This is a genomic window from Aristophania sp. ESL1142 (genome assembly GCF_058107345.1).
Genome location: NZ_JBYLUH010000001.1, coordinates 813,185 through 839,303 on the forward strand (window position 1 = coordinate 813,185; position 26,119 = coordinate 839,303).

The following is a 26,119-nucleotide window of genomic DNA, read 5'->3' on the forward strand; positions in this document are numbered from 1 at the left end:
CTTCTGTCTTGATAAAAGATCTGATCGTTATTGAAGAATGACGTCACACTTCAATAAGATCATTCTTATTATAAGAGACTTTATTATTAGATCTTCGCCATGCGGTGCTTGTCTTCCGTCTGACCTGCCCTTTTGTGGGGGTGTGTTCTTCTTCGCCGGTCAGGTCATAAGCATCGGGCGGGACGACGGAGATGCGTGTTTCACATTGCGATCCCGTAACATTCCAGGTCACAGCGCCGATCAACATATCCCCATCCACCCCGCAGATCTCATCCTTGACCCGCACAAGCTGATTGGGCCGCCAGAGGGTTTTTTTGTTTGTCAGCAGGCGCGGCATTGTATAGACACGCGCCGAACTCTGGGCACGGTTGGTGCGCATGCGCCAGGCGGCCTGATCATCCAGACTGAAGGGCGCCCCTGCCTCACGCGGCGGGGTGGCCTGCTGGGAAGGGGGCGCCTTCCTGCTCCATCCAGCACGTGGCGTAATTTGTGACTGTTGCAGGATGGTGGCGAGATCACCCCCCCTATGAGAGACCTGCTGCTGCCCCTTGCTGGTCGTTCCGGCAACGTAAACTTTTGGCCGGTAGCGACCCACTTTGGCATCATAACAATAGCCAAACGCACAGGCGGCTTTCTTCTCATGAGCGGTATGGCCCTTGGTCAGAGGGCGGCTCCCGGCGGCAGAACCGGCCGAAAGGGGGCTTTCAGTGCCCCTCTCTTCAGAACGCCCCTGCGCCTTGACGATATGGTCTGAGTAATTCTGGCTCAGACGCTCCTCAAATTGCAGCACATTGCCACTGGGGAAGATAAGATCCTCATCAGCGCGTGTGTTGCCAGGCTTTGTCAGAAGGATGTTGCCCAGCCCGTCAGACGTAACCAGCACGCCACGCTGGCGGCTCTGTTTCTCAATCGCATCCAGCACGGAAGACCCCGCCTCAAAGGCGACAACTTCAAAGGGAGCACCCGTATCAACCACTCTTTTGACACTGAGACCGTAAGGATTGGCCAGAGACCCGACGACCGTTTCCAGCCGGACATTATCCATCCGCCCCGGCCCCTCAGGCTGGGCGGTACAGTCAACAATATCTCCAGCGAGATCACGCCCCGAGATTGTAACGGAAAGAGAATGTTCATCCCCACGGGAATTGATCGCCTCAATCCAGCCCTTCAGCACGGGAAAGTTGGCGATATAGATCTCCACCGCCGCCCCCATGGAAGGGCGCTCCCCGGGTTGGGGAGGAAAGGATAACGCCAGCTCTGCACGGAAGATACCCGCAAGATTGGCGAGGTCCATCCCCACTTCAAGGCTGGTCCAGCGGTCATAAAGCTGCCCTTCAATGACAAGCAACGCATTGCGCTCAAGCTTCTCAAGAGACATGGTTCATCTCCAGCATTTCAAGCAGACCGGCAGGGGTGAGGGCAGGATGGCGAATACGATTGCGCGAGACAGCATCATCAAACATGGTCTGCATGGAGGAGGGGTCATCACCCCCCATGGCATAGCAAAGCGACCAGAGCGAAGACCGCGCCGCAACGGGAACTTCCATCACTTGAGGGAGGCTCCCAATGCGGGAGTTTGCATCAGCAATCAACCCCGCTCGCAAAGCCTGCGCCCCTGTATAAAGCCCACCCAGTGACTGCGACGACCCAGCTGAAGCAGCCTCTTCGATAGAAGCACCCAGATCATCAATCGCCGCCACAATCTGGTCCCGCGCGTTCTCTGCCTCCTGATTACTGGCAAAGTCAGACGCTGCCCATGAAGAAGCCATCTGGCTCACCACAAAAGCCTGCCCCGCAACCCCAATCGCCAGAACCGTCCCGGGGTCTGGATTTAAAGACGCCAGATTAGATGACGCCTGTTTTGTCTTCTGGGCTGCATCAAGTAAAAGCTTGGTAGCAGTCTGCCCCGTAACCTGCTCACCCTGAGGTGTGGCAGAAGGGCCGGCAATCACAGATTGGTCCGGTTCCGTAATGGATGAGGCGATGGAGGCGGGAAGCCCTGCCATAATATCCACGACCTGCCCGGCATAATTGGGCCGTGAGGGAGAAACACCTTTTGAAGCCTGCGTAAGAACAGGAGCAACGCTGCTTTTAACCGGCTCTGGGGCGCTGACGGTCAAAGAGTCATAAATACCCTGACATTGAGAGACGAGCGATGTGACACCATTAACCAGAGCGAGCGGCATACTGGCAACAGACAGCACATCAGAGATCGTGCTCTGCGCCTCATCCATTAGCTCATCCGCCTTCTCAAGGACGTTATTGATGGTGTCATTAATACGCCCAAACAACCCCTTCTTTGCCGGTGGATCAGGGTCCCGGACAAGCTCTACCTGAAAGGTTGTGCAACGAATGGCATTTTCACGGAACTGAAAGGTCGCTGGTGACATGAGGCGAACCTTCATCGTCCCCCACCATGGGTGCACCAATGTCACCTTTCCGGTCTTCATCAGAGCGGTGCGCATTCGTTTCGAACGAACAACATAATCATCGCCGACAATCACACCGCTAATGGAAAGCGGGGTGTCAATCGCGCCGAAATCCTGAAAGAGCTGCTTATCCGGGTCCTGATTGGGGAAAAGGATCCGGTTAATGCGCCGCCCGGCCTGCTCACGGGAGTCAATAATGGAGAAAGAAACACCTGCAAGCGTGCTCTGCTGCGTCAGGCGGGCAAAAAGCCCCCCCGCCAGACCACTGCCCAGCTGCGCAATCTCGGAACCAGCGAGGCCACCAAGGCCCTGTGTGTCAATCAAAGACATTACGGTCTCCCCATCATTAAGCCATGGTCAATAGAAATATTCGGATGACTTGAATAAGCAGTTGCTTTTAATCCTTTCTCGGCTTCAATTTTAACTCTGATGGTGTGTTCCTGCTTTTGTTGCATCTGATTTGCTGTAGGATAATGTTGTGCCAGATTATGTTGCCATTCCTGATAAGCATTTTTTTCGGCTTCAGCATTCCGCCGGTACCTTTCCTGATAATCTATTGGAGGGCTTTCTGACTGGGGGTTATATTGAGGTTTGGAATGGTGCCACCATTCAGTCATATTATGCCACCCTTTTGACAGGGCATCTGGAACAATGTCGATAAGATGTTCAATAAATTTGCCTATTTTACCACCTAAATTGTCAAAAAATTCACCGACCTCATCAAAATGCTTCCAGAGTTCATAAAGACCGAATAATACAGCTCCTATTGTTGCTACAATAATAGCTCCCATACCCTCGAAGGGAGCTCCAACGGCCGCTATAACGCCACCAACAAGCTCCATGATACCTTCCAATGAGATAAAACGGGTAACAAGAGAGGTAAATATTCCGATAAGAGGTCTTATATATTTAAGAACAAAGCTAAATGCTCTGGATAATAAAGAGAACATTGACCGAAGGCTGAATATCTTTCCACCGAAATATTTTATATATACCATTATTCCGCCAATAACAGAAATAAAGATAGCCGTAAAATGAGGGACTATCTTATCCATATAGTCAAAGAATCCGTTAAGGTAATGAATGCCACTTGTTGCAATTCTGACAACTGGCATAAAAGCATCACCAATATGGCGTATTAATTTCGTAAACTCTTCATTAAACTTATTGAGTGTTACGGTTTCACTAATTAGATTTTTATTGAAATCCTTATCAATAGATTTTGAAGAAGCATCTGAAGTTTTTGTCTGAAAACTCTTATTGTTACCTAAACTAGTTAATAATTTTTTAATGGCTGCCATATCATTTACGTTATGAGAGCCTGCCAGATTAGCCAGATATTTATCGGGGTCTTTCGCTTTATCCAACCCTTCCTTCAGCACTTTCAGAGTAGCCAGAAAAGGGTTTTCTCCTCTCTTGCGGGCGTCTTCAGTAAATTTACTATAATCTTTATATTGTTTGGGGACTACCTTTTTCCAGAAATCAGGTTCCTTAGCGGACATTATTTTTTTTGCGAAATCCTTAGAATGATCAAAAACGGTTTTGTCATGTCTGGAAGCGTTTTTCAGGACTGATACTAGAGTTAATATCTCATCAAGACCGTTCCTTCCCTTTAATTCAGAGCCTCTATCTGTGCTTAAGAGGTCTGTGACGGAAGATTTCACATCCTCAAATGACGTACTTGTTTTTCTGGCAATATCCTGGATTTCGGCGATTGAAGCTTTTATAGCGTCACTATCTGTAATGCCCATCCTGTTATGAAGCATGGCAACCAAATCGCCGGTTTTGTCGAGGTCGATATGAAAGGCAGTGGCTGTGCGTGCTACGATTTCAACCAACGGGTTTAATTCATCTTTACCGATCCCGTTAAGTACCAATGAATCTGCTGCTTTGGCAAGGGATTCACTGGCTTGTGCAGTGGCGTGGGCTAGGTTGTTCAGAATTTCTTTTTCAGTAGCAACAAAATTGTTATAATCCTTATCAAGTGTATTTGAATGAGTCGCTATATCACGGACTTGTTGATCAAAGCTGGCGGCTTTATTAAAGGGCTGTTGGGCGAGAACTTTTTGGGCGACTGAAGAGGCGCCTTCCGTGATTTTTTCCCCAATCTTTTTATGCTCAGATTTTTCTTCCTTCCCGCCGGAGCTGCTGGAATCCCCACCATTACTGCTTTCGTGAGAGGAGAAATTAATGGTTCTCAATTTCTCAGTGGTCTTGTCTATGAGGCCATTCAGTTTTTCTGTGCTGTCTGTATATCTTTTGAGAATTTTTTGCAGAGGAACGACGATCTTGTTTGTTAATTCCTTCTCAAATTCTGCCGATACGTCGCCTGTTATTGTTGCGGCCATGGTTTAATCCTCTGCGTTTTTGACCTGATCTACATATTGATTTTGAGCTGCGGTCCAGAAGTGGATTTCCCGCAGCGTTAAAGCCCGAAGGTCGCTGCGGTTAAACCGCAGCGTGTTGGCGAGAGAGGCCAGCCTTACTGGCCAGTCATCTCCCCATCGTCCAAAAAACTGGACATGATTTTCTGGCAGCGCACATAATCACGTGCACTCATGGCTCGCAGAAGCTTTTCGCCCACAATGCCTTTATTGCCTGTGCAGCGTTGCAGCATGTCGAGCGAGGTTTTCGCATTGACGCCACCCGTGCTGCTGTCAATCAGGTCGCCAGCAGTTAGTTCACGGAATGTCAGCTCTGAAAGCTCTTTTTTATCCCCGCCCTGAAATTCGAGCGAGACAGGGTGTGAGAGTGTATAGATGACGGAGCCATCTTCCTGTAACTCTGCACCCTGAGGGAGCTGCTCTGTCATTTATTTGACCTCCTGATAAGTATTGAATGTAAAGGTGATTGTGGCAGGCTTGCCGCCACCAGCCCATTCCGGCTGCTCACGTACCCATGCGTCAGAGACGACAATGGTGCTGCCGAGGTCCGTCTGGAGCTGAAGCTCCCCTTCACCCTGAGAAGGATCAAAGTCATTGAGCGACATGCCGCTCGTCATACTGACATTTACCTTGACCTGCCCGCCCTGATATTCAGAAGAGCGCAGGGTGCGGAAGTTCGCATGGACGTCATTATTCTTGACGCCGCTCAATTTGACAGAAGAGCTTTTATCCGTGTCATACTGTTTGCCGCGCCAGAAAAAGCGGATAATACCAAGTGTCTGTGCCATTTTTATACCTGTAATTGCAGTGAGTTCGCCAGGACAACAAGGCTGCCCATGGGTTTAACGGGAAGAGAGGAATCAACGCGGGAACGGTCTTCAGCATTGCGGCTGAACACAGCCTGCGTCCCTGTGGTCGCAACATCATCAATCCAGCCCTGGTTCTGATAGAGCAGGCACTGCGCAATCCATGAAGCCTTGAGCGTCTTTGCGGTGACGACCCCATCCGCATTGGCCAGCGGGCTGTCATCATCAGCAAGCTTGGCGCGGGCATATGTTTCGTTTACGTAAGCATTCCACTCAAAGCGGACACGGGCTGCAATAGCGGGGATCATAACATCCCACACACCCATGGACTGGCCCGTTTTGGGGTCAGAAGTACGGGCTGTGACCACACGCTCAAGCGCCATTGTGCCGTCACGCTGAACTTTCACAGTGGAGCAGCCATTGCTCAACAGGACAGAACGCTGCGTGTCAGAGAACTGGTTCGCTGTTTCCGGGCCGAGGTTAGCCAGCGTGTTAAGCGGCAATGTGCGGAGCTGACGGGCAGGGTCGTTATTGAGCGACTGTGCTACCTGCGCGCCAAGAGCGGCACCAATCTGCCATGGGCTGCAACGGGGAGCCTGAAGGGGCAGCATGATCAGCTCTTCAGACGTGATAAATGCCTGCTGCATGGCCAGAGCCTGACCCTGTGTGGCACGCAGGCCAACAAAGACACGCATATCCTTGGCGACCATCGCATCATTGCGTCGTTTCGCTTCAGCAACAGCAGCAGAAATGGCTGCGGCATCACTCTGGCAGAGAATGACGTCTGTGTACCATGTCTCACCCAGAGCCAGCAGAGCAGGGGCAATATCAACTTCACCCGTGCCGCCTGCCATGGCCTTGACTGTGACGCTCACACCAGAAATCTGGTCACTGATGGCGCTGGAATAGCGGATATCAATATTATTTGTGAGCGAGCCACCTTCACCAGCCGTGACGCTCACTGTGTTTTTATCATCATTGCTGAGGGCAATCTTCAGCCCCGTTAATTTCAGTGCTGAACTTGCCTTGGCAGCCTCAACCAGGCCAGAGGCGATTTCTTCTGATGTCGCACCGACAATGACACTCCAACTGACCCGCACACCAGCCAGAACGACCGCAGCCGTTGTGGCTGAAGTTGCTGTGCCTGCAAAGGTGATGGCCCCGGTTGCAGCTGTGGCATCATCAGGCAGGGCAATGCCAATAACATCTACGCTTAAAGTGGGTTTTTCATTAATAAAGCCACGGACCGTCTGTGCAAGGATGGAGCCTGCTCCATAAAGCTGCTCTGCCTGCCCAGTTGTCATATATTCATGTATAATCGCTGAAGCTGCTTTATTGCCAGTCTGGCCAATAATGACAGGGCGCAACGGCATGCCTGCCAATGAGCCGGGTGCCGGCACATAACTGACCTCTGTATAAGAGCCGGGAACAGACCATTCACCCGGGATTTCCTGAAAATCAACCGTCATTATTTATCGTCCTTTTTTGCAAATGCTGAGGCTGTTGAACTGACAGGGACTGTTTCTGGTGTGACAGTCACCAGATCACCCGCCCGCAAGGCACGCGCCCAGTAGGGGTCATTCTTATTCACCTTGAACGCACCGCCCGGCACGTCCTGGCCACGTGGTGTAAGCACGCGCCTTCCTTCTCCGGTTTTCACCAGAATTGTTTCATCCATTCTTTTTCTCCTGTTTTAGCGGGTGCCGGATGAGGGGTCCGTTGTCTCAATCCGGTTTGTCTGCTTGATAAAATCATCCAGCAGGGCCAGTGTTTCCGTGTTGCTCAGACTGACATCATGAAACACTATCTCTGCCCAGATGATTGCGCTGCGTTCGTCAAACCAATAGGTCGTTGGTGGAATATTGAGATTGCGGACGCAGCACGTGCCAATGCCAGGGACGGTCCAGTTATGCATGCCACCAGCAAGAGCGGCCATCACACCCGTAATGCCCATCCCACGGAGCTGCCCTGTGCCCAGATAGAGATCCTCTCCCGTTAACTGAGTCAGCATCACCCATACCGGGAACGCAACATTCCCCGTAAAATTGGCACCAATCTGCTCTGAACCATGCCAATTGCCGAAACCTGTCGCCACAGTCGCCCCATTTTTAGCCAGAGCCTGCCATGTTGACTGGTCCGGGTTGGGCGGCAGGACAGTATGGGCAAAGACCGTCTCCGGCAGTAAAAGCTTGAGGCGTGCCTGCACAGCCCTAAAAAGCTCTGCCAGAACATCCCCTTTCAGGATCGCCTCAGGGTAACCTTGCGGGGTCAAAGCCACGTCTTTCATATCACTCACCATAAGGTGTTCGCCTTTATCGCTGACTCTCTTGTGGCGATCCGGGACCAGTTCTGCCCATTTTCAGCAGCAAGCTGGGCATCAAGCGTTGCCTTTCCTGTGCCGATATCGGACAGCCAGTCCATGGCAGCCTTCTGGCCGGCCTTGATCTGTTCAGAGGGGATATTGTCCCCCCCTGTTGCCAGATCAAACCGCGCAAGCTGGCAGCATATACGCACCAGAACGGGCGTAACCGGGCTGACTGGCAGTTGGTAGCGGCGCTGGAGGTAGCTATCTATCACGGCTGAGACATCGTCCAGAACCTGCGTTATACGTGTTACGTCCAGTGTGCCACGTGGCACATCCAGATTATGGGTTGTGGCAGCGATTTCATCCCGGCCATAACGGGCTATGAGGTCATCCAGCGTCGCATAAGCCATGATTACCGAACCTCTATGACTGTAAGTTCCGGTTCGCCTCTCATGGCGTTGATCTGCTCTTCGTTTAATTCACGACGAGACCAGATTTTTACCCGCTCATGGGTGATACCTGCACGCCTGAAGCCAGGTGTTGCACATACAACCAGTACAGAGCCGACAGCCAGGGGGAGGTTCCCCTTGGAAGTGAGTATCTGCACTTTTGTGAGGGGGTTTTTTTCTTCTGTTTTGTTCATCACTCATTCACCGCCAGAGGGTTGAGGTAAGGGCAGACAACCAGCTTGACGGTGCCAGCCCACGGGTTGGACCCTGTGACATAAGTCTTGTTGTCAGGTGCCAAGGTCGGCAGAAAGTCCTTTTCAACTAACTGACGGGCTGAGCCTTCCAGAGATGTTGGCACGTAGAGTGTGTCTGGCCGTGTGTTATAGGGTGTGCCGTCACGTCTGAACTGTGCCTGCATCTGCGCAATAGCAGCGCCCAGATTTTCAGCGTTCAGTGGGGCTGTAGAGCGGAAGGCAAAGTTATGGAGGCCAAAACCAGCCGCACAACGCCCATCAGCACCCCAGACAAACTCATTGCCGTTAAAGACATTATCCTGCGTCAGCTGCGTGCGCGCCTGAATGGTAAAGGGGCGCCGGCGCTGATAGATCATTGGCTTTAAAGGCTGTCTGGTATTGAACAGATACCAGGCTGGCACAGCCCCTGTGCTTCCTGTCGGGCGTTGGATATTGGAGAAAATACTTTCCTTGCCATTCTGATCATAGGCTTCGTGATCTGTGTCAAAGAAATATTGTCCGTCCATCCCTTTCTGCTTATGGCCGTTTTCTAGCAGCTCAAAGACAAGCTTGTCCGGCAAATTAGCTGCATCCGCCGCTAATTGCTGGGTGATGGGTGTCAGAAATCCTAATTGATCATCCTCAATATCTTCACGACGGATCGAGAATGTCTGCTCAAAGGTCTTGTTACGGATCGTGATACGTTCCGCTTCACCAATGCGGTGCACAATGCGCTGGCCGAACCATTCCCGAAAGCCGGGCAGTTCCAGCAGGCGGGGGTAAACTTCCTCCCCGGCAGATGAAGGGACATCCAGCGTAAAGGGTTTGTAGTGTGTTTCGACCGTCTGGATATATTTGTTGAATGCCAGATTAATACGCGCAGTCAGGGCGTTAATTTTACCGATTGAAATATCCACGATGCACCTCTCTTCAGGAAATCAGAACGTAGGCGATACCGGCCTCAATACCGGCGAGAATGCCAACTTTCAGCCTTGTTGCAGGGTTGTGAGTCTGTGGGTCTCCAGAGGGGGAAGCACCATTACTGAGTGAAACTGTCTCATCATCCACTGCATAAACGTCCTGTCCGACAGAGGCCCAGCCCGGTGCTGTGTCAAAGCTCAGGGCGTAACAGCCTTTACGGACAGAGATGATCTCACTACCTTCGCTTCTGCGTGAGGCAATTCCGACAATGGAGACCAGTGGGGACGGCGCGTTTGTCACTCCGGCGGGGACGATCGTTCCATCCTCACAGACAGCGACAAGTGCGCCACGATAAATCTGAAAGCCATCTGCTACATTATGTGCAAATTCCGGCGCGTGGGGCGCTGTTTTTTCAGAAAGGGCGCGGTCAGTATTTAACATCAGAGCAATCCTCCTGCTTTCAGGTCAGACTCTGTCAGCCCAAGTGCTGTTTCGACTGACCTCATTGAGTGTGCGTCTACCCCGCTCACGGACTGGCCCAGTGGGGCACCGTGCAGTGTTGTCGTGGCAAAAGGGGCCTCAGGCAGGCAGGTAATAATATTTTGTGCCAGTTCAGGATTAGTGGCAAAGAGAGCCATTAACTGGTTTTTTAGTGCGTCAGTGATGATTTTTCTGCGCCCAGCCTGCTCAATAAAGCGTTCACCGGCCATTTTGGCATTACTGGCCTTCAATGCCGCGATCTGTTCCTGCAAGTTCTGTTCGGAGTCGGAATGAAATGTCATCTGCTCCTGCCGGTTTTGTAATTGTGCCAGGATCGCGTCATCAGAAGCAGAACTATCCAGCCCGGCAAGCTCCGCTGCTTTCATATGGAGTGTGATGTGGTTTCTTGCCGCATCAAGGGCTGTATTGATTGCTGCTTCATCCGCCCCGGCTGGTAGGCCAAGACGTGAACACAGCGCAGAAAGTGGATACGCCAACGCATCCTCCTCTATCTGTTGTGAATGAAGGGTTGTGAGCGAGAGGTCCGGGTTATTGGTTAGCGCTGCCCGCAAAATTTGCAGGACTGTCCCATCAGGGCGTGTTTTCAGCGTGGGCGAGATTGCCCGATAGGCACGGTCTTCCATTGTTGTTCTGCCGCGTTTGGTCCATTCAACCCGCCCCCATATGCCGTCAGGGCGACCTTGCATCTCAGTAATCCACCCCATGGCAGGAGCAGACTTTCCCCTTGGCGCGGCGAGGTCTGTGCTATGATTTTCATCAAGCACAATCTTGCCACCCTGCATGGAGGCCCTGATGATTGAAAAAATATCTCCCGCCCGGTAGGTTTTAGACCCACCAACAGCGGGAAACGTGCCAGAAGGCAGCACATGCACCCATTCAGGTGCATGATCTTTCTGTTTAGGAAGAGGGAGTAATGTCATCTCGTTCATGCAGGGCAGAATGCAAGAAACGATCTATTTTATTCAGGGGGCAAAACCACCCCCCTTTTAAAAAGGGCTATAGGGCTGATAAATGGAAAGGGGAGTGAAAAGAGTAAGAAATTTAGAGTTTTTCTTTTTTAATTTAATGAAGGATTAGATAGTTTTTATATCGAAATTATTTTGGGTAGAGTCTATAATAGCCTGAGAGATAATTTTATAGACCATAAATCCGGTTTTTGTTTTTATGATAATTTAGAGACGTTGTAATAAAGAGTTATTTATAAAAAAATTTTATTTATTTTATAAAATAATCACTAATGACATTATTAATTTTTTACATTTTATGTGGTCGCTCTCCATATTTATGGGGAATTATAAAAATAAGAAAAATAAGAACTTCCCAGCATATTTTGCTACCTAAAAAAGTCCAGATTTCTCGGATTTTCTTGCTTTATATGCTTCTTGATGTATTTAGTACTGATAAGAAATTCGTACCGATTGGAAGATTGATGCCTATGATCGCATAGCTAACCTGGTTAAAGACTTAAAAATTGGTGGCACTTTAGAATATAATATGATTTTAAAACGGTTTTACGGGATTCTCGATGTCGTGGTTCATATGGGAAATCGCAATATCATCGAAGTTCTGTATGACCAGTTGCAAAAACAGAGAATATTATCCGGCCAGGTTGTCTTAAATTAAACTATGAAAAACTATTTTTTGATCTTAGCTGTACTTTTTTAGTTTATTGTCCTTAAGCACATTCTAAAGCAATGGCTCAAGTTGGTTTTTCTCCCGAGGGTTCTGCAAGGGCATCGGTATTGAATGTCATTGATAGTGCTCAATCAGAGATTAAAATTCTGACTTATAGCTTTACAGCAATAGATATTACCCGTGCCCTTATCAGGGCAAAGCGGCGGGGTGTTGAAATTAAAGTGATAGCTGATTTTCATGGCAAAAAAATAAGTACAGCCATCACGCTTTATCCTCGTTCATTACCGCAGGAATAGAGGTTCGCTCTGATAGCAATTATCCTATTCAACACGACAAAACGATCATTGTAGATAAAAAACTGTTGAAACGGGGTCATTTAATTACACTTCGTCAGCGGAAAAAAGAAACAGTGAAAATGCTTTAGTCATTTGGGATGCCCTGGAACTGGCATCAGAATATCTTGAACATTGGAAATCGCAGTGGGAACAAGGCAACCTGCATTTCAATAGTAAGATGACTTGAAAAATAACTTCACTTTAGCATATCTTAATATGTACGGAGTGCCAAAGGTCTTATTCAGCAAAAACCAGAGAAGCAAAACTATTCAGGAATAATAAAAGTCAGGAATTACGTGTTCCGGCAGAGTTTCAGTTTCCAGGAGACAAGGTGCTCATTATCAAAGACGGTGAAAATTTGATTATAAAACCTTCTCCTCGAAAAGGATTAGTTGCTACCCTTGCTGGTATGAAGCCTCTGTCATCTGAAGATTCTTTCCCGGAAATTGACAGTACGTTACTTCCTGTAAGTGATGTGGATTTATGAATAAGCTTTATATGCTTGATACGAATATAGTATCTGAATTGGTAAGAAATCCGCATGGTAAAATTTTCGATAAAACTAAGACAGGTAGGTGAGGATGCTATTTGCATAAGCATTATTACTGCACCAGAATTACGATATGGTTGTGTCAAGAAAGGTTCACCTAAATTAACCGAACAAGTTGAGACTATTCTTGGTATTGTGGAAATTATTCCTCTGGATATTCCAGTTGATAGCCACTACGGAGACATTAGATATCAACTAGAACGTGCAGGAATACCTATCGGGCCTAATGATTCTCTTAATTGCTGCCCATGCACGGGCATTGGGTGCAGTTATTGTAACTTCTAATATTAGAGAATTTGGAAGAGTTAGTAATCTTGTGGTTGAGAACTGGATTTAATATTCAATATTTATTTTGACATAGCTTTCCTTTCTTCGCCTCGCTCATTCAATTTTGGAGGCATTTGAAGCTTTGTTTCCTGTTTGCGTTTCGTTTGAAGGTTTTGTAAATTTTCCAGCCATGACGGCTTGATTTACCGTTTTGGGAGCAATGACAGAGCATTAGTTTTTTCCTTTGCTCTTGATACGCTAACATAAAACACCTCTTTGGTGGTTGTTCGGTTCATCCCCGCGTATGCGGGGAATACTGAAGTCGTAAATATGGCCTACATATTGTAATCATACATTTAAACGGAATGGTCGGGGAAACCAGGCCATTTCATGTGGATTAGTGCCGTTAATCAATATTACGGCAAAGTTGAGGAAGCGGGCGATCATGGAGCATCTGGATAAGCGAGCAATATTAAATAGGCTCATATGATAATGACCAGAGAGAACGGGTTAAAACTTTCATGAAGTCCTCATTATGGTGATGCCTTAATTGCTGTGGGGGAAACACTTCAAAATTAGTCTCTTGAAATACCGTTTTAGTTAGAGTATATTCCTCATTGAGCGTTCCACGGCTCTGATCGAGGATTGAAATTTTGGTGTCCCACAACCATAAGCGTGGGTAAAGTGGCTGCCATATAAGCAGCCATTTTGCTTTTTGGTGTGTTGATATGAAGTTTTATTGGGTAAACGAAGATTATTTATACTATTTACATAGTATAGATGATAAAGTTTTCTATCATCCACATCATGATGACAGAAGAGAAAAACATATAGATGGATATGATTCTCGACCCTATATTGGTGTTTTAATAGAAATTAATGAAGCTAGTTTTATAGCTCCTCTATCATCTCCTAAAACATGGCATAATGATATTAAAAAAGGAGACAATAGATATTTGAAAATATTTCATAAAAAGGAAAAGTCAGAAGATTATTTAGGGTTGGTTAGAATATGTAATATGATTCCTATAAATGATAAAGTTTGTCACGAGATTAATTTTCAAGAAATAAAAAAATTAGACGAAAAATATTACTTTCTACTTCAAGACCAGTATGAATTTCTTGTAAAAGAAATAAATAAAAACAAATTAGAAAAACGATCTAAAAAGATTTATGATATTTCTAAAAACCCAACGCATGTTTACTATGAAAGCTGTTGTAAATTTGATTTGTTGTCAGTAGAAATTAATAATTTCTCTATTAAATAATATACTATCAGTGGCTTTTGCTTCCGGTCCAAGGTGAACACCCAGCATCCGGTCGATTCCCTTTGTGGCATAGCTGCACGACTCAATGCGGGCTTTCTGGTGGTTCTTTTCCAGTGCCTCGTTGCACTGCATGCCCACAATCCCCTTGTTCTTTGGGATGGCTTACTCTATCAAGTGTCTAGGAAAAGCTCTGATCTCCTAATCAGCGTTTTTTCATTTTATTTAAAATAAAAGTGTTACTCAGGCCCCGTCTCTCTTTCGAGTGGGGTTTGCTTATTTTACCTCAATGATGCGTGACGAACCAGGCACCGAGAATAATCAGCCCACTGAAAATACCGCCACCTAACGTATCAAGAATTGCAGAGCGGACTATTTTAGCCGACAGGTCAGAACAGTATTCTGAAAAGTTCTTGGCAAATGTCAGACAGCTTTCTGTTGCCTTTCGATCTAGTGTTTCATATCGTTTAAGCACGGACGTTGCAGGAAACTGCAACGTCTAACCTGTAAATTCTAAAGATCGTGCAGTCTCCCATTCATCCCCGCGTGTGCGGGGAGCACGGGTCAGCTGTCCCCCATGCATGAATTGCGGATGGTTCATCCCCGCGTGTGCGGGGAACACCTAAAAACTCGGTGGCTAGTCGCATCAAAGGCCGGTTCATCCCCGCGTGTGCGGGGAACACCATGGCCGACACCCTCTTCCTCCAACGTCTCACGGTTCATCCCCGCGTGTGCGGGGAACACTTTATGCCGATGAACGCGCTGTCCGACAAAGCCGGTTCATCCCCGCGTGTGCGGGGAACACTCTCAACCGCCCCGCAGGAAGAAGGACAGTTCCGGTTCATCCCCGCGTGTGCGGGGAACACTCTTCGTGGAACTTATTGTTATTGCTGGTAAAAAACCATGTCAAGAAATCTACCGAAATTTTGCTTACAGAAATAGGGGATATTTTTCCTGGATAGGGGGCTTTTTTGAACGACTTTTATGTATGTTCTGGTCCCACGTCTTAACCTATTCTCTTCCCACAGTTTCTTCGTCTTTTACGGGGGCTTGCAGGTTCAGGCGTCCGTAAAGGTCGGTTGCGCGGGCTTTAAAGCCTTGGGGGCCAAGTTTTTCTATGGCATCAATCAGCACTTCGACAGGGACTTCATCGGGGCGACCGATAAAGAGGGTGGGGTATCTGCCATTTACTGGTGTCCCGAAGCTGTAATCAATCATTGGCTTGATGATCTGGCTATTAATTGTGAAGGCCAGAAGAGACGCGTCTGAGCGTTCAATATCTTCCTGCACAAGGCGGTGTACACTTGCGGCTGCATGAGTGCCCTGCCGGGCATCAGTCGTGCCAGTCTGGCCCAGCACGGCTTTTGAGGTCTGCTCATCGAGCCATTTTATTCTTTTTTCATGTGTATCGCTTGAGCCGGGGCCATTTTTAGGTTCAATAAACTCAAGCTCCATGGATTTGGGGATCAAACAGCCGAGAGAGCCAGCCACGTCAGAAACAGCGCGCCAGAGGGTCTGGCGGTCTTCCTTTGTGCTGGCTTGGTCGAATTTACCAACACGGATGGGAATCCCGAAAGACTGCACAAACAAGCCCCAATCGCGGTTTGAAAAGAGTTTGAACAGGGTATTGAATACAATTGAACGTGTTAGTCCAGAACGGATGGTCAGGCCAGACCATGAAGGGTGTTTGTGCACAACTGCTCTGCTCGGGTCGAGTGCTTTCATGCCATCTTCAGCTACGGCCCCGGCAATATCTGGTGTGGCAGAAGAATTTTCATCACGGAGCCAGATCGTTTCTCCATCCTGATAGGAAATTTCAAACCAGCGCTGGGGGCGGTAAATCAGGCGTTCAGGATAATAATTCCCTGCTTCACAATGCCAGATTATCTCATGGACGGAAAAACCTTTGGCAATGGCGTCCAGCATGTCAAAAGAAGCGCGCTGGATTATGCCGCGATTAAGCCAGCTCTTTACGAATTCAGCCTGTTTTTTCTGTAGTTCTGACCCGCCTGCGGCTTCAATCGTAAATGGGAGCTGCATGACAGAACGCTTGCGCGTGCCAATAACGCCCAGATAATGCAGGTCACGTTCTTCAATGATTTCACAGAGAGTCTGCCAGTCGCTGGAGCTGCCATGTGATGCAGCATAGAGAAGGGCGCCAATATCGGCAGGGTTAAGACCGAGTGTTGCGACAGGGTCAGACAGTGCGGGCCGCGCTCCAAGGACGGATGCGCCCATTGTCTCTGTCATCCTGAAAGAAGGCGTGGAAGATAAATCGGTCATAATGGTTGTTTCCTTAAAAAGGGGGGGAGAATGACGGGCTGTTAAGGGCAGATAATTTTAAGGGCTGCCCGTTGCCTGCCATAATCCCGTAAGAAACGATAAGTCTGGCTCTGGGGAAGTGAGGCGGCTTTAGCGGCTTCAAGCTCGCTCAGCAGAGCCTTTTGGTCCTGCGCGCTATAGGTCACATAAGCAGGGCAGATCCCTTCAATTTTGGGTTCTGCACAATTTGAAAGTGCAAGGAAGGTTATTATTGAGAGGCAGGAAAACTTAGAATTGACCATTTTCAAGGGCCTCCTCCAGCGCCTCATCAGTCATGCAGCTATTGATTGCGGCTTGCTCTGCCTTTTGAACAATATCTGTTGTCCGGCGGGCCTGTTCAGCTTCTGCCTGTGTGCTGCCAGCCTTGCTGGCGCGCCAGGAAAGCCAGGCAAGGCCTGTCAGGGCGAGGAGGACGGTTACGATTATTGCAAGCACCTCTTTCATCATTTTTCCTTCACATTATGACGTTTCCAAAGGGGTTGAATCTGGTTGTGCCGCTTGCATGGAAACTCTCAGAGAATCTTCTTCTGTCACGCTCTTCTTCTTCACGTGCAGTTAAGGGGCCATCATAAAAGGCATTACAGGACCCAGCCGTGGGGTGCGGAATGGGAGTGTAGTCATAAAAAAATCTTTCAGAGCGGCTGGCTGCATAGGCCAGTGCCAGGGCAATGGCAGCGTCACCATGGCGTTTTCCTGTAGCGCCTGACAGGCGTCGGTCGGGAATGCGTGCAACGCCCCGTACCAAGGTTAAGGCGCGTAGGTCGTCAGTGATTTCCCGGTCTTGAGGAAGAGTGATAAGCCTGTCTTCAAAGGCAGCTTTTAAAGCGGGCATATTTTCGCGGTACCAGCTTTCAGACAGCATGACGGCTTCAATATGAGAGCCATATTTCTGCACTGTGACTTCTGCGAGATATTGCCCGTTTCCGCGTCCATCTAGCGCCCCTGAGCGCAGTTGTGGCAGACGGTCCAGCACGTAATGGAGAATATATTTCTGCTGTTCAAAGGGCACATTCCTCAATTCAATGACGAAGGCTGTACGGCGGGTCTGGTTACTTTCCAGAGCAAGCACCCATATGACTGTCAAATCATTTGAACGACCAAAATCCACTCCGAAAATATGAGGTGTGTTCTTATCAAGACGTTCCAGGATATCTGAAAGTCCAGAGTGAATAAATTCGTCACTCTGGCGAAGGCGAATTGTTTCCGGCAACAAAACAAATTCATTATCACAGCCCCAGCGTATCACCTGTGAGGCTGGATCACACCGTGCTTCAATCAGGGCTAGAGGAAGGTAGGCCCCATTGCCTGAAGCAGGAATACAGAAAAGTTCTTCATCTGCTTCTGGCCCGTAATTGGTGATTAATGTCTCGCGCCAGCTTTCCTGTTCTTCAGCGCACCATTCTTTCCCGGTCTGTTCACAAATCTTGTGGTAAAGTCCGTCTGAGAGTGCGTCATCAAACGTGACTCTTAGCAGGCGATAAGGCTTGCGGCCTGAGCGTATTTCAGTCACCAATGTATTAAAGGGGTTCTGTTCGCCATTATGGGTGCTGATGATCAGCACCTTGCCTCCCCACATCAGCAGGGCCATGGCGGCTTTGAGTAATTCTTCCAGCTTGTCATGAAAGGCAGCTTCATCAATGATGACCAGTCCCTGCATGCCACGTAAAGCGCGTGGACGTGCGGGCAGGGCCAAGATTTTGTGGCCTGAGGCAAAGTCAATGCGAAAAACCTTGATATCTTTTTCTTCTTTTCCGGGGTCTTTCCAGAAACTTTCCTGCACTGTAATGGCAACAGGCTGCATAATTCTGGCGTGTTCAGCGCAATAATCAATAAATTCCCGTGCCATATCGAGATTGTAACCAAGATAGAAAACATCCATCCCACCGGCTTTTTTTGCCGCACCTGCCATTAGATCTGCAATGAAGGAAGCAGCCCAGCTGATTCCTGTACGGCGGGATTTTTCTATGACTGTGACCTGATGATCCCTCACAGACTGCATCAGTACGGTCTGATAAGGCAGGAAAATCGGTTTTTTCATGACTTAACCCCAAAAGCGGCATTCATGATCTGTGTTATTGTTTCAGGCGATAGACCCTGCCTTGTTTCTTGTTTCGAATGAGCAACTTTTTTGCCTGTCCTGTTCCTGCTTTTCCTGAATGTCAGTTCGTCTTCTGTTTCAGTCGGTTCTTCTGTTGCATCCATTGTCAGTTTCTGCACGCGTACCAGAGTGTGCAGGCTATTAACCAGTAGAGAAAGGTCCTTGGGGGTCGTCTTGAGGATGGAACTGTTTTCCACAGAGCCATTTTTCTTTTCCGTGGTGAGAAAAAGGTCAAGCATGGCACTATGAAAAAGTTCGATGAGCAGTTTTTGCTGCTGGCCTACCGTCTGATCACCCAGATGGGTCACCAGTGCCTCAGCAATTTCGCGTGAACGCCGCAGTTCCAGGGTAAGGCGGTTTCTTTTGCGGATATGCCGGCCTAGAGAGTGACGGCTGACAGGGTTACCGAGGGAGGAAAGCACAGCACTTATTTCATCAAGAGTGCGTCCTTCCTCACAGAGTTGATATATCTTTTCGCGGAGGGGGGGCGACAGGCGTGCCACTGTACTGATACGGGCCATGTCAGAGAGGCTTTCTGCTGCAAATGCCAGGTACTGCACGTTCACATTGCCATGTCTGTAGCCCCTCAGAAGTTAATTGTGCGACGAGAAGGTAGCGTGCATGTTCCAGACGATATTGCATCAGGCGCACGCAGTCTTGTCGTTCAAGATAATCAAGGTCGTGCCTGAGTTCAGTTATATCAATGGGAAAGCCGAGTTCACGGAAGCAGAGCAACAGCACATCTTCATTCAGGCTGCGGGCTGGCACATCTGCCAGAAAAGACAGGATCCGCCAGCGACGCTCCTCAATCAGTTTTTGAATAATAGACATTGTTAAATCCTGTAATCCTCACCAATAGGGAGGGTGAGGGCGGTCATCGCTGGCGAGTAAAATGACGATCACAGCGAGAGCGACAATTGCCAAACCCCAAAGGAAGAGGTTACCGTTTAGCATCGAGATGGCTCCGTATGATTGTCATAACCAGTTCCCTGAGATGTTTCATTTCCTCAGTCTGATTCTGTATTTGGCCATCGAGACGGTGCGCCCAGAGTGCAAAAACCGCGAGAAGAAGACACAGCATTAAAAGCAGTAAACTGCCTACACCGATAAAAACATTCCAAGGCACCATCCCGCTCATCATCACTCTGCTGATTTTTTATCAGAGTTGCTGGTTTCAGGCTGAATGAAGATACTTGCCAGGTCGTGTATGGCTGCCTTGACATGTGTTTCCACAATGTCGGCATCAGGGGTAATCACGCCTGCAACCTTCAATAATTTGCAAGCTCCATCAATCGTTTCCTGTACCAGTGGATGGTTGCTTTCATATTTGCGGTAGACGCTCAGTAAATGGTCAGCGCCATTGTCAATTTTGGTTAAAGCTGAACGAAGGGCTGTTTTTGCTGTTTCGTCATATTTAGATAGAGTGTCTTTAATCACAGGTTCTATTGCTGTTGTAAAAGCTGGGAGTAATGTGCCAAGCCAGTCTAGAAGTTTCATCATTCCTCACAATGCGCTGCGTCTGCGCTCAAGATTGCCAGCCTGTCGCGCCCGTCAGGTTGGAAGAGGGGGGAGGGTGATCAGCTTGTTTGTGCTGTCTGGTCTGCTCTGTGTGTGGGGTTCAATCGGGCTTCCCGGCAGAGTGCCAGTGCCGCTATGGCACGTTGGCGAACCCGGGAGAGCCAGCCCCGGCCAAAGTTGCTGAAATTACGTTTTCGGCGGTAATCAACTGCCTGCATGGAGGCCAGGGCACAGCACCACAGACTGGAACGCCATTTGAGGCAATTCAGCTTTGCCCGCATATCAGTGCTGATGATGCCTGTTTCATCAATCATCATTTCCTGCTGAAGAAGGATGATCATGTCATGAGCAAGATAGGGGATCAGCGTGACTGGGTTTGTATTCGCAATGGTTTTTACGGTCGCAGGGCCAATGACACCATCTGTCTCAGTGCCTGCAACTTGTTGTACCAATCTGGCTGAGCCGCTTAGACCGGTATTAAAGCCGTGGTCAAATACAAGAAGGTCCAGTCCAATGGGCAGCTCATCACAATGGAGAGGATCCCAGAACTGTTTCTGAGCCAGGCGTTTGAAATCATCCAGACTGACAAGTCGCATTTTCTGCGCTGTCAGGTCTGGTATTTCCCCAGATAGCAAAGAAGCAGAGAGTCCGTACTTTGTGCCGACAAGCTGCCCGGAGCCTACGCGTCCACCAGTCCAGTTGCCAGGATCTGAGCGGAGGCATTGATAGTCCCCTTCAGCCTGGTGTGTAAAATCGAGGGAGGGTTCAAGACTTTGTTTCATAGAAGCAAGCTAGAAAACTTGCCTTTGAATAATCAGGGGGCAAAACGACCCCCTATTTATGAAAAATGCCCATTCAGAGGTTATTACTCCTCAGAATGGGCATTCAGGATATGTTTGAGAAATTTATTGACCAAACTGCCTAGAGTAGATGTGACGACTGTTCTTCCCGCGCTGGCTGTGCACGTTTGAGGTCATCACGAATATTCTGGAGTGTATGTTTGACGTAGCTCCGCCCAACACCGACGCGGGCAATGATTTCATTATTTGAAAGCCCCAGAAAGGCCAGCCGTCTGATACGCCAGGATTTGAGCATAGGCACCTGCCATTGTTCCCCGCCATAACGCTCTGCCAGGCAATGGGCAAGTGTGCTCCCCCAGGCCTGGGCAAGGTTAGACTGTTCAATCCGCACGCGGGGGATCCATATTTTTTGTCCCGCCATGGCTTCAATAAAATGAAAAGTCGTCTCTTCACCAACAATTTCAGCCATCCAGGCAATCTCAACTGGCACTGGAATTTTAAATGTACCCATGATTATCCTCTAATTTTTATATTGAATTTATGATTTTTGATAATATCAAAAGGTATAAAATTATATAAGCATAAATAATGAATTACATTAATATTTAATGACATAATTTATTATACGCTTTTTATTGTAATTAAATAATACGTTTGTTAAAGCGTTTTAATAAATATGATATTTTAAATTATTTATATTATCTCTTATGACGAGAAATTAAGACCTAAACCACCCTCGTGGTGAAATGTTCACCACGTTGCATTAACCATATAGCCAATGAAAAACTTTATATTAGTGAACCGGGTCAGAAGATTGGCTGATTGTTTCTAGGCGTTTGAGGCCTTTTTCAGTAATTCTGAAATAATGATTACTGATCTCTTCGCCAGAATTTTCACGTAAAAGGACTCATTTGCGGTTAATACATATTTTCATGAGTACGCCCCAATAACCATAAGGATTGGGAGCGGACTCATCTAGCCCTTTATAAGGAGTAGATGAGAGAGACCTGCCTGTAACTGTGGCATGAGCGTGCAATCTCTGGGCGATATCCTCCCATTTCAGGTAATGTTGTAATCCCATGGTTTGGGAATAGAGGGGGAAATAAGTGTCGCGTTCATCTTTTAATATTTCAAGCACAGCATAGCAGACTGGAAGCATGCGTGCTTCTGATAAAAACTCCTGTAATATTTTCTTAATAAGTTTTTTTACCTCACTATATTTATAATGATCGTAGGCAGGCGGTTCTCCTTCATAATTACTATAATGCAAGCGGTAATTTTCAGGCGATATATTTACAAACTCATTATTATAGCCATCTTTGTCTGCTTCGCTAAGCAGCATGACAAGCAGCGTTATTAATGCTGTTATGTCAGGAGTCCGGTTAGTGTCAGAGCCAATGTCTGGGGAGGTAATTGGGCAAGGGGGACTTTCTCTTCGTCTTGCGGGCAGGAAAGTTCATAAGCTCTTGAAAGCATGGTTTGCAGCGTGGATTGGACCGTTTTCTTTTCTTTTTCTGTAATTCACAAACGCCTTCATGTTCTTCTTTCCGCTTTGAAGGGCGTGTTATTTCCTGCCTGTTGCGCTGGCGTACGCCATCCTGCTGCGCTTGATGAGTAAATCTTTCAGCTTAGTTATTTGCTCATCTGAAAGTTTCTCGGACAGTAAATGTGCCAGAAACTCTGATTCTATAGAGAAGATCGTGGCGATCCTTCTGATAACATTGGCATTCTTTTACATAAAGATCATCACGTCAGGGAAAAGAAGGATTTACTATATCTAAAAACAGTTACTATATAATAACCTGTACTATTATTATATCAGGTACAGATAAGTATTATATAAGACAATGATAATTAAATTTTTTTCGTTTATTATTTTCAAGTTTAACCAGAAAATTGTTCTTTTTAGCAGTCGTGCGAAGGAAAGGTGTATATACAGCCTAACTTTATAGCCATAGATAAGGCTGCCTTGACTGTGAATTATTGGAGGGAGGTTCATTTCCAAATGAATCAATGAAATGACGAGCATGGTTGAAATTGGCGTGATCGAAAAACCGTTAATTAAAGTTTTAAAGAACTGATTTTAGGCTCAATGAACTGATCTTGAAGGTTTTTGGATTTGACTTTAGGGATATATTCCAACTGGAGCGTTAAATATTGGCTCTCGGTAGCTACGCTGCGGCGTTTATTTTCTCCAGGAAGAGAAAATGGCGTATATTATAGATATATTGGCTAGCTCATCCTCATATTAGTTTGGGGGTTCCCTCCCGCCATGACAAAGAGTTCTGTCTGTGGTTTTGATCTGCAAAGATATGCTGATACGGGACTGGATAATGGAGTTTCTAGTTGATAGGAAATTTATAGCCAAAGAACAGGATGATAATCTCAGCTGACGGCCTTTATGAGACAATTTCGACTTTTAGGCTTTTGAAAAAGGTCTCGACCACGGCGCTGTCGTAGCAGTTTCCCTTGCCGGGCATGGAAGGTGTCGTCTTGTATTCCGTCAGTTTCTTTTGGAAATCATGTGAGCAGTATTGGCTGCCGCGATCAAAATGGAAAATACAGCCAGATTTCGCCGGTCCAGATATGACTGATGTCGCCTGCTCCTTTCTGATTGGCGGCAGCCGATGATTACGCACGGGACGAATATTGTTAGCTTTTATCAGTTGCCCCACGCGACGCTTGCCAACATCAAGCCTTACGTCCTTGAGTTCTATGTCATTCACCCACGGCAATAGGTCCGGTGGCTCAGGGCATAATGCTTGCAGATACGCGCCAGAATTCAGGTCTGTGCGTTGACGCTCGCACAGAGGTCTGGAAGCCAATGCCTGATAACCACGCCTTGAGACCTGCAAAACCTGACATAAACGCATGATGGGCTAACGATTACGATGTTCCCTGATAAATGCGTACCTTCCACTCTTTTGGCTCGCGAAGAACTGTGTGGCTTTTTTAATATTTCCCTCTCCTCCTGCAGGACAGGGTTTTTCAGTCGAAGACGCTCATTCTCCCAGATAAGGTCCGTCTTCCTGCCGATTTGTTTTTGTAAACTTGAGTGCCCAGTGTGCATGATAGCCCTTATGAGACAATTTTAGCTTGTAGGAATACGCCCTTCCCGAAGATCAGCTTTCTCAGCGTTAATATTGTGCTGCTTTGGAGCCGCCACCAATGTTGCATCCAGAATCTGACCTGACATTGGTAGATAAGCCGGTTCCCCAAATGGTTAAACAGAATTTCAATTGCTCCGGCCTGGGTCAATTTCTCACGAAACAATTCTCACGGAATAACCAGACCGCTCAACCGAGATAATCGCTTCTCAACCTTAACAAAAACGAGCTGCTTTATTATCTATCCTCCCATTTAACGTAAGAAAAATGAAATCACAGAGCATATCCCAAAAATAACAGTTTTTTTTATGATCCTTCACTTAATAATGTTAATAAAATTGTGATCAAACGCAAATTATATAAAATATTTACATTCTATCGCAATATTATTGATTACCATTATTTATCAGTTATTGATAAACACCATAATATTAATGTCATTTAATGAAGAATTCAGTGTATGTTGCTAATGATTTCACGTTGTCGTGCACGACGTGCTGCTCGCCAGAAACGTAATTTTTGATGGGGCCAGAAGGTTCCTTTAGCATCCTGTTTAAAAAGTTCAGAGAGGGTAGGGGGCCTGGCTTCACGTTGAAGCTGCTGATAAAGTTCAGAAAGGAGCAGCGTACGGGGCAAGGCTTCAAGATAAAAGATCAGGATGTTTCGGAGTCTGCAATGAGGGGGCAGGTCATACACATCCTGATGCGAAATCAAGGCATTTCTTAAGACACCTACAGTGCCGAAAGAAGGGGCGATTTTCTCCATAAGTTCAATGATTTCCGTGCGTGTTAAGACTACATCTTCAGAAAGTGCCAATATGTGAGAAAGGCGCTCAGTTAATATATGTGCCATCAATCAGGTTCCTGTGAGATTTTATTCTGTAGGTGGTAGATGTTCACGTTTGTGTTTTCGTAAGGCGCTTGTGATTGCATGAGGGATAAGTGAACCCTCATAAAGAAGGTCTCACCGCATTATTGTTTTTGATAAATTACATGGTGCACAAATCAGAGTGGTTTTTCTTCATTTCAGGAACAGACTTTTTACGGGAAGTCAGTTCTTCATGAATTGGTACCATATTCTCGTTAGGGAGATAGGCCAGCCAGCGTGAGAAAGTTTTTTTAGAAGGGATAACCCAGCCATTACGCTCAGCAGCAATTGAAACCCTACGATAACAAGCTGAAATGGTTGGTTTTTTAGCTCTTAACCAGTCCCTTTTGAGAAAGGACCATGCCTCTTCTGAGCATTGATAGCGAGGGCCTTTGGGGCCCCTTTTGCGGGGCGTGAGGTAAGCCAGCCAATGTTCATGAGGTACATTCTTTACAATTTTTTGCCAACGCATGAGAGAAGCGCGGCTTATTTTATCGTCTGCTTTTAAGGCCATAATGGCATCATCAATGTTCCAGCCTGCTTGCCTGAAATTTTGTAACCTGGTCAGAAGGGACAGAGCACGCAGGGCAGCCTTCTTCTGGTTTTCAGTGGTTTTTTCGAAGGCCTCCCAGGCCAGATCATGCCTGGGAGGAGAGGATGTTACAAAAGCGCGCATTGTCAGTTTACTTCCTGTTCCCTACGCAATTTTTCGGGAATGTCCTTGAATTTTCGGGAAATGAGCGTCCGTCTGACAGCTGTGCCATCCTCGTTAAAGCGTTCTGCGCCCCAAACATCAAAAGGCGATTTTCCCAGAAGTTCGGCTATGATCCGTTCGAGTTGAATGGAATAACCTGAGACACGAATTGCAGAGCTGACAGCATTTTTATTAAAGCCAAGCTTTTCAGAAATTGCTGTCAAAGGGCCATAGGTCTTCCGCAGAGCACCCTTTATATCTTCAATGTCCATTCCGTTGGTGTTTTTGTTCATGATTGTAAACCCTAACTGAGGGAGAGAAACTCCCTTTTGCTACGAGAACACGCAATTCCATTTTTATAAAATGCGTTTCATGGCTGCATCATAAGGGCATGTTCTCAAACAGCAATATAAAACGCGAACAATTTATATTAAAATAATTGTAATGTTTCTGTTCGTGTTTTTTTGGAAAGGAGAATTTTTGGGGGATAAGTTCAAAAGAAGATATTTATAAAGTTTCCATATTTCGTTTTGTGGTTGTTATATATTTTTATTATGCAGTTTTTATCATGTTTTATTAGAGAAAATCTGATATTATAGAAGTCATTTGAAAGAAAACATCTTTTAAGTCAGG

32 protein-coding genes, 2 pseudogenes and 1 CRISPR repeat array are annotated in these 26,119 nt (G+C 47.1%); of the genes and pseudogenes, 4 read left to right on the plus strand and 30 right to left on the minus strand.

Going from position 1 to position 26,119, the window contains the following annotated elements:
* Nucleotides 1-43 precede the first annotated feature (43 nt).
* From AC3B6P_RS03755 to AC3B6P_RS03815, 13 genes are all read right to left on the minus strand, one after another.
* The gene (locus tag AC3B6P_RS03755; RefSeq protein WP_489804774.1) at nucleotides 44-1,378 is read right to left on the minus strand and encodes a phage baseplate assembly protein; all 1,335 of its coding nucleotides are present in this window, start codon (nucleotides 1,376-1,378) and stop codon (nucleotides 44-46) included.
* The gene (locus AC3B6P_RS03760; protein WP_489804793.1) at nucleotides 1,368-2,759 is read right to left on the minus strand and encodes a DNA circularization N-terminal domain-containing protein; all 1,392 of its coding nucleotides are present in this window, start codon (nucleotides 2,757-2,759) and stop codon (nucleotides 1,368-1,370) included. Before AC3B6P_RS03760 ends, AC3B6P_RS03755 begins: the two co-directional genes overlap by 11 nt.
* The gene (locus AC3B6P_RS03765; protein ID WP_489804794.1) at nucleotides 2,759-4,777 is read right to left on the minus strand and encodes a phage tail tape measure protein; all 2,019 of its coding nucleotides are present in this window, start codon (nucleotides 4,775-4,777) and stop codon (nucleotides 2,759-2,761) included. The genes AC3B6P_RS03760 and AC3B6P_RS03765 overlap by 1 nt, the downstream gene beginning before the upstream one ends.
* 134 nt (nucleotides 4,778-4,911) lie before the next feature.
* Nucleotides 4,912-5,241 carry a phage tail assembly protein gene (locus AC3B6P_RS03770; protein ID WP_489804795.1) on the minus strand — a complete coding sequence of 110 codons (330 nt, stop codon included), beginning with the start codon at nucleotides 5,239-5,241 and terminating at the stop codon, nucleotides 4,912-4,914.
* The gene (locus tag AC3B6P_RS03775; protein WP_489804796.1) at nucleotides 5,242-5,601 is read right to left on the minus strand and encodes a phage tail tube protein; all 360 of its coding nucleotides are present in this window, start codon (nucleotides 5,599-5,601) and stop codon (nucleotides 5,242-5,244) included.
* Nucleotides 5,602-5,603: 2 nt separating this feature from the next.
* Nucleotides 5,604-7,088: a phage tail sheath subtilisin-like domain-containing protein gene (locus tag AC3B6P_RS03780; RefSeq protein WP_489804797.1), complete on the minus strand. Its 1,485-nt coding sequence runs from the start codon at nucleotides 7,086-7,088 to the stop codon at nucleotides 5,604-5,606.
* Nucleotides 7,088-7,297: a hypothetical protein gene (locus AC3B6P_RS03785; RefSeq protein WP_489804798.1), complete on the minus strand. Its 210-nt coding sequence runs from the start codon at nucleotides 7,295-7,297 to the stop codon at nucleotides 7,088-7,090. Before AC3B6P_RS03785 ends, AC3B6P_RS03780 begins: the two co-directional genes overlap by 1 nt.
* Before the next feature lie 15 nt (nucleotides 7,298-7,312).
* On the minus strand, nucleotides 7,313-7,918 hold the full coding sequence (locus AC3B6P_RS03790; RefSeq protein WP_489804799.1) for a hypothetical protein: 606 nt from the start codon (nucleotides 7,916-7,918) through the stop codon (nucleotides 7,313-7,315).
* Nucleotides 7,912-8,334, minus strand: coding sequence for a gp436 family protein (locus AC3B6P_RS03795; RefSeq protein WP_489804800.1), 423 nt, complete (start codon nucleotides 8,332-8,334; stop codon nucleotides 7,912-7,914). Before AC3B6P_RS03795 ends, AC3B6P_RS03790 begins: the two co-directional genes overlap by 7 nt.
* 2 nt (nucleotides 8,335-8,336) lie before the next feature.
* Entirely contained in the window at nucleotides 8,337-8,567 is a 231-nt protein-coding gene (locus tag AC3B6P_RS03800; protein WP_489805535.1) for an HI1506-related protein, read from the minus strand.
* Complete coding sequence (locus tag AC3B6P_RS03805; RefSeq protein ID WP_489804801.1) at nucleotides 8,567-9,523, minus strand: Mu-like prophage major head subunit gpT family protein; 957 nt, start codon at nucleotides 9,521-9,523, stop codon at nucleotides 8,567-8,569. The genes AC3B6P_RS03800 and AC3B6P_RS03805 overlap by 1 nt, the downstream gene beginning before the upstream one ends.
* 13 nt (nucleotides 9,524-9,536) lie before the next feature.
* Nucleotides 9,537-9,968, minus strand: a complete 432-nt coding sequence (locus AC3B6P_RS03810) for a hypothetical protein (RefSeq protein WP_489804802.1) — start codon at nucleotides 9,966-9,968, stop codon at nucleotides 9,537-9,539.
* On the minus strand, nucleotides 9,968-10,957 hold the full coding sequence (locus AC3B6P_RS03815) for a phage protease (RefSeq protein ID WP_489804803.1): 990 nt from the start codon (nucleotides 10,955-10,957) through the stop codon (nucleotides 9,968-9,970). The genes AC3B6P_RS03810 and AC3B6P_RS03815 overlap by 1 nt, the downstream gene beginning before the upstream one ends.
* Nucleotides 10,958-11,722: 765 nt before the next feature.
* Here AC3B6P_RS03815 and AC3B6P_RS03820 point away from each other — a divergent pair.
* From AC3B6P_RS03820 to AC3B6P_RS03830, 3 genes are all read left to right on the plus strand, one after another.
* Nucleotides 11,723-11,959 carry a phospholipase D-like domain-containing protein gene (locus AC3B6P_RS03820; RefSeq protein WP_489804804.1) on the plus strand — a complete coding sequence of 79 codons (237 nt, stop codon included), beginning with the start codon at nucleotides 11,723-11,725 and terminating at the stop codon, nucleotides 11,957-11,959.
* A gap of 370 nt (nucleotides 11,960-12,329) precedes the next feature.
* Nucleotides 12,330-12,485: a hypothetical protein gene (locus tag AC3B6P_RS03825; protein ID WP_489804805.1), complete on the plus strand. Its 156-nt coding sequence runs from the start codon at nucleotides 12,330-12,332 to the stop codon at nucleotides 12,483-12,485.
* A 1,058-nt stretch (nucleotides 12,486-13,543) separates the two neighbouring features.
* A complete protein-coding gene (locus AC3B6P_RS03830; RefSeq protein WP_489804806.1) occupies nucleotides 13,544-14,083 on the plus strand; it encodes a type III toxin-antitoxin system ToxN/AbiQ family toxin in 540 nt (179 codons plus the stop codon).
* Here AC3B6P_RS03830 and AC3B6P_RS03835 read toward each other — a convergent pair.
* The 12 genes from AC3B6P_RS03835 to AC3B6P_RS03890 form a co-directional block, all read right to left on the minus strand.
* A complete protein-coding gene (locus AC3B6P_RS03835; protein ID WP_489804807.1) occupies nucleotides 14,051-14,215 on the minus strand; it encodes a MobA/MobL family protein in 165 nt (54 codons plus the stop codon). The genes AC3B6P_RS03830 and AC3B6P_RS03835 overlap by 33 nt on opposite strands.
* 151 nt (nucleotides 14,216-14,366) lie before the next feature.
* Nucleotides 14,367-14,576 carry a hypothetical protein gene (locus tag AC3B6P_RS03840; RefSeq protein ID WP_489804808.1) on the minus strand — a complete coding sequence of 70 codons (210 nt, stop codon included), beginning with the start codon at nucleotides 14,574-14,576 and terminating at the stop codon, nucleotides 14,367-14,369.
* Between the two features lie 36 nt (nucleotides 14,577-14,612).
* Nucleotides 14,613-14,946: direct repeats of the CRISPR family, unit length 29 nt; unit sequence CGGTTCATCCCCGCGTGTGCGGGGAACAC.
* A 145-nt stretch (nucleotides 14,947-15,091) separates the two neighbouring features.
* Nucleotides 15,092-16,363, minus strand: coding sequence for a DUF935 domain-containing protein (locus AC3B6P_RS03845; protein ID WP_489804809.1), 1,272 nt, complete (start codon nucleotides 16,361-16,363; stop codon nucleotides 15,092-15,094).
* A gap of 41 nt (nucleotides 16,364-16,404) precedes the next feature.
* The gene (locus AC3B6P_RS03850; protein WP_489804810.1) at nucleotides 16,405-16,644 is read right to left on the minus strand and encodes a hypothetical protein; all 240 of its coding nucleotides are present in this window, start codon (nucleotides 16,642-16,644) and stop codon (nucleotides 16,405-16,407) included.
* Entirely contained in the window at nucleotides 16,631-16,849 is a 219-nt protein-coding gene (locus AC3B6P_RS03855; RefSeq protein WP_489804811.1) for a hypothetical protein, read from the minus strand. The genes AC3B6P_RS03850 and AC3B6P_RS03855 overlap by 14 nt, the downstream gene beginning before the upstream one ends.
* A gap of 7 nt (nucleotides 16,850-16,856) precedes the next feature.
* A complete protein-coding gene (locus tag AC3B6P_RS03860; RefSeq protein ID WP_489804812.1) occupies nucleotides 16,857-18,440 on the minus strand; it encodes a terminase large subunit domain-containing protein in 1,584 nt (527 codons plus the stop codon).
* A complete protein-coding gene (locus tag AC3B6P_RS03865; protein ID WP_489804813.1) occupies nucleotides 18,437-19,066 on the minus strand; it encodes a phage protein Gp27 family protein in 630 nt (209 codons plus the stop codon). Before AC3B6P_RS03865 ends, AC3B6P_RS03860 begins: the two co-directional genes overlap by 4 nt.
* Nucleotides 19,023-19,331: a hypothetical protein gene (locus AC3B6P_RS03870; protein ID WP_489804814.1), complete on the minus strand. Its 309-nt coding sequence runs from the start codon at nucleotides 19,329-19,331 to the stop codon at nucleotides 19,023-19,025. Before AC3B6P_RS03870 ends, AC3B6P_RS03865 begins: the two co-directional genes overlap by 44 nt.
* Before the next feature lie 309 nt (nucleotides 19,332-19,640).
* Nucleotides 19,641-20,000: a hypothetical protein gene (locus AC3B6P_RS03875; RefSeq protein WP_489804815.1), complete on the minus strand. Its 360-nt coding sequence runs from the start codon at nucleotides 19,998-20,000 to the stop codon at nucleotides 19,641-19,643.
* Between the two features lie 77 nt (nucleotides 20,001-20,077).
* The gene (locus AC3B6P_RS03880) at nucleotides 20,078-20,800 is read right to left on the minus strand and encodes a glycosyl hydrolase 108 family protein (RefSeq protein ID WP_489804816.1); all 723 of its coding nucleotides are present in this window, start codon (nucleotides 20,798-20,800) and stop codon (nucleotides 20,078-20,080) included.
* A 139-nt stretch (nucleotides 20,801-20,939) separates the two neighbouring features.
* Nucleotides 20,940-21,329 (minus strand): hypothetical protein, encoded by a 390-nt coding sequence (locus AC3B6P_RS03885; RefSeq protein ID WP_489804817.1) that lies wholly within the window; start codon nucleotides 21,327-21,329, stop codon nucleotides 20,940-20,942.
* A gap of 396 nt (nucleotides 21,330-21,725) precedes the next feature.
* Nucleotides 21,726-22,160, minus strand: coding sequence for a hypothetical protein (locus tag AC3B6P_RS03890; protein WP_489804818.1), 435 nt, complete (start codon nucleotides 22,158-22,160; stop codon nucleotides 21,726-21,728).
* Nucleotides 22,161-22,292: 132 nt separating this feature from the next.
* Here AC3B6P_RS03890 and AC3B6P_RS03895 point away from each other — a divergent pair, with 132 nt between their 5' ends.
* Nucleotides 22,293-22,436, plus strand: a complete 144-nt coding sequence (locus AC3B6P_RS03895) for a hypothetical protein (RefSeq protein WP_489804819.1) — start codon at nucleotides 22,293-22,295, stop codon at nucleotides 22,434-22,436.
* Nucleotides 22,437-23,223: 787 nt separating this feature from the next.
* On the opposite strand, the pseudogene AC3B6P_RS03900 reads toward AC3B6P_RS03895, so the two are convergent.
* The 5 genes and pseudogenes from AC3B6P_RS03900 to AC3B6P_RS03920 all read right to left on the minus strand — a co-directional run.
* Nucleotides 23,224-23,532 (minus strand): annotated as a pseudogene (locus AC3B6P_RS03900) (hypothetical protein); the annotation flags it as partial.
* 306 nt (nucleotides 23,533-23,838) lie between these two features.
* Nucleotides 23,839-24,091, minus strand: a pseudogene (locus AC3B6P_RS03905) (IS5/IS1182 family transposase); the annotation flags it as partial.
* 287 nt (nucleotides 24,092-24,378) lie between these two features.
* On the minus strand, nucleotides 24,379-24,777 hold the full coding sequence (locus AC3B6P_RS03910; protein ID WP_489804820.1) for a hypothetical protein: 399 nt from the start codon (nucleotides 24,775-24,777) through the stop codon (nucleotides 24,379-24,381).
* 136 nt (nucleotides 24,778-24,913) lie between these two features.
* On the minus strand, nucleotides 24,914-25,468 hold the full coding sequence (locus AC3B6P_RS03915; protein ID WP_489804821.1) for a DNA-binding domain-containing protein: 555 nt from the start codon (nucleotides 25,466-25,468) through the stop codon (nucleotides 24,914-24,916).
* Between the two features lie 2 nt (nucleotides 25,469-25,470).
* The gene (locus AC3B6P_RS03920) at nucleotides 25,471-25,779 is read right to left on the minus strand and encodes a helix-turn-helix domain-containing protein (RefSeq protein ID WP_489804822.1); all 309 of its coding nucleotides are present in this window, start codon (nucleotides 25,777-25,779) and stop codon (nucleotides 25,471-25,473) included.
* Nucleotides 25,780-26,119: the final 340 nt, after the last annotated feature.

Excerpts from the sequence above, each read along its gene's own strand:
- AC3B6P_RS03755 (WP_489804774.1), bottom strand. The coding sequence starts at position 1,378 with ATGTCTCTTGAGAAGCTTGAGCGCAATGCGTTGCTTGTCATTGAAGGG.
- AC3B6P_RS03760 (WP_489804793.1), bottom strand. The coding sequence starts at position 2,759 with ATGTCTTTGATTGACACACAGGGCCTTGGTGGCCTCGCTGGTTCCGAG.
- AC3B6P_RS03765 (WP_489804794.1), bottom strand. The coding sequence starts at position 4,777 with ATGGCCGCAACAATAACAGGCGACGTATCGGCAGAATTTGAGAAGGAA.
- AC3B6P_RS03770 (WP_489804795.1), bottom strand. The coding sequence starts at position 5,241 with ATGACAGAGCAGCTCCCTCAGGGTGCAGAGTTACAGGAAGATGGCTCC.
- AC3B6P_RS03775 (WP_489804796.1), bottom strand. The coding sequence starts at position 5,601 with ATGGCACAGACACTTGGTATTATCCGCTTTTTCTGGCGCGGCAAACAG.
- AC3B6P_RS03780 (WP_489804797.1), bottom strand. The coding sequence starts at position 7,088 with ATGACGGTTGATTTTCAGGAAATCCCGGGTGAATGGTCTGTTCCCGGC.
- AC3B6P_RS03785 (WP_489804798.1), bottom strand. The coding sequence starts at position 7,297 with ATGGATGAAACAATTCTGGTGAAAACCGGAGAAGGAAGGCGCGTGCTT.
- AC3B6P_RS03790 (WP_489804799.1), bottom strand. The coding sequence starts at position 7,918 with ATGGTGAGTGATATGAAAGACGTGGCTTTGACCCCGCAAGGTTACCCT.
- AC3B6P_RS03795 (WP_489804800.1), bottom strand. The coding sequence starts at position 8,334 with ATGGCTTATGCGACGCTGGATGACCTCATAGCCCGTTATGGCCGGGAT.
- AC3B6P_RS03800 (WP_489805535.1), bottom strand. The coding sequence starts at position 8,567 with ATGAACAAAACAGAAGAAAAAAACCCCCTCACAAAAGTGCAGATACTC.
- AC3B6P_RS03810 (WP_489804802.1), bottom strand. The coding sequence starts at position 9,968 with ATGTTAAATACTGACCGCGCCCTTTCTGAAAAAACAGCGCCCCACGCG.
- AC3B6P_RS03815 (WP_489804803.1), bottom strand. The coding sequence starts at position 10,957 with ATGAACGAGATGACATTACTCCCTCTTCCTAAACAGAAAGATCATGCA.
- AC3B6P_RS03820 (WP_489804804.1), top strand. The coding sequence starts at position 11,723 with ATGGCTCAAGTTGGTTTTTCTCCCGAGGGTTCTGCAAGGGCATCGGTA.
- AC3B6P_RS03830 (WP_489804806.1), top strand. The coding sequence starts at position 13,544 with ATGAAGTTTTATTGGGTAAACGAAGATTATTTATACTATTTACATAGT.
- AC3B6P_RS03835 (WP_489804807.1), bottom strand. The coding sequence starts at position 14,215 with ATGCAGTGCAACGAGGCACTGGAAAAGAACCACCAGAAAGCCCGCATT.
- AC3B6P_RS03845 (WP_489804809.1), bottom strand. The coding sequence starts at position 16,363 with ATGACCGATTTATCTTCCACGCCTTCTTTCAGGATGACAGAGACAATG.
- AC3B6P_RS03850 (WP_489804810.1), bottom strand. The coding sequence starts at position 16,644 with ATGGTCAATTCTAAGTTTTCCTGCCTCTCAATAATAACCTTCCTTGCA.
- AC3B6P_RS03855 (WP_489804811.1), bottom strand. The coding sequence starts at position 16,849 with ATGATGAAAGAGGTGCTTGCAATAATCGTAACCGTCCTCCTCGCCCTG.
- AC3B6P_RS03860 (WP_489804812.1), bottom strand. The coding sequence starts at position 18,440 with ATGAAAAAACCGATTTTCCTGCCTTATCAGACCGTACTGATGCAGTCT.
- AC3B6P_RS03870 (WP_489804814.1), bottom strand. The coding sequence starts at position 19,331 with ATGTCTATTATTCAAAAACTGATTGAGGAGCGTCGCTGGCGGATCCTG.
- AC3B6P_RS03875 (WP_489804815.1), bottom strand. The coding sequence starts at position 20,000 with ATGATGAAACTTCTAGACTGGCTTGGCACATTACTCCCAGCTTTTACA.
- AC3B6P_RS03880 (WP_489804816.1), bottom strand. The coding sequence starts at position 20,800 with ATGAAACAAAGTCTTGAACCCTCCCTCGATTTTACACACCAGGCTGAA.
- AC3B6P_RS03885 (WP_489804817.1), bottom strand. The coding sequence starts at position 21,329 with ATGGGTACATTTAAAATTCCAGTGCCAGTTGAGATTGCCTGGATGGCT.
- AC3B6P_RS03890 (WP_489804818.1), bottom strand. The coding sequence starts at position 22,160 with ATGCTGCTTAGCGAAGCAGACAAAGATGGCTATAATAATGAGTTTGTA.
- AC3B6P_RS03895 (WP_489804819.1), top strand. The coding sequence starts at position 22,293 with ATGGTTTGCAGCGTGGATTGGACCGTTTTCTTTTCTTTTTCTGTAATT.
- AC3B6P_RS03910 (WP_489804820.1), bottom strand. The coding sequence starts at position 24,777 with ATGGCACATATATTAACTGAGCGCCTTTCTCACATATTGGCACTTTCT.
- AC3B6P_RS03915 (WP_489804821.1), bottom strand. The coding sequence starts at position 25,468 with ATGCGCGCTTTTGTAACATCCTCTCCTCCCAGGCATGATCTGGCCTGG.
- AC3B6P_RS03920 (WP_489804822.1), bottom strand. The coding sequence starts at position 25,779 with ATGAACAAAAACACCAACGGAATGGACATTGAAGATATAAAGGGTGCT.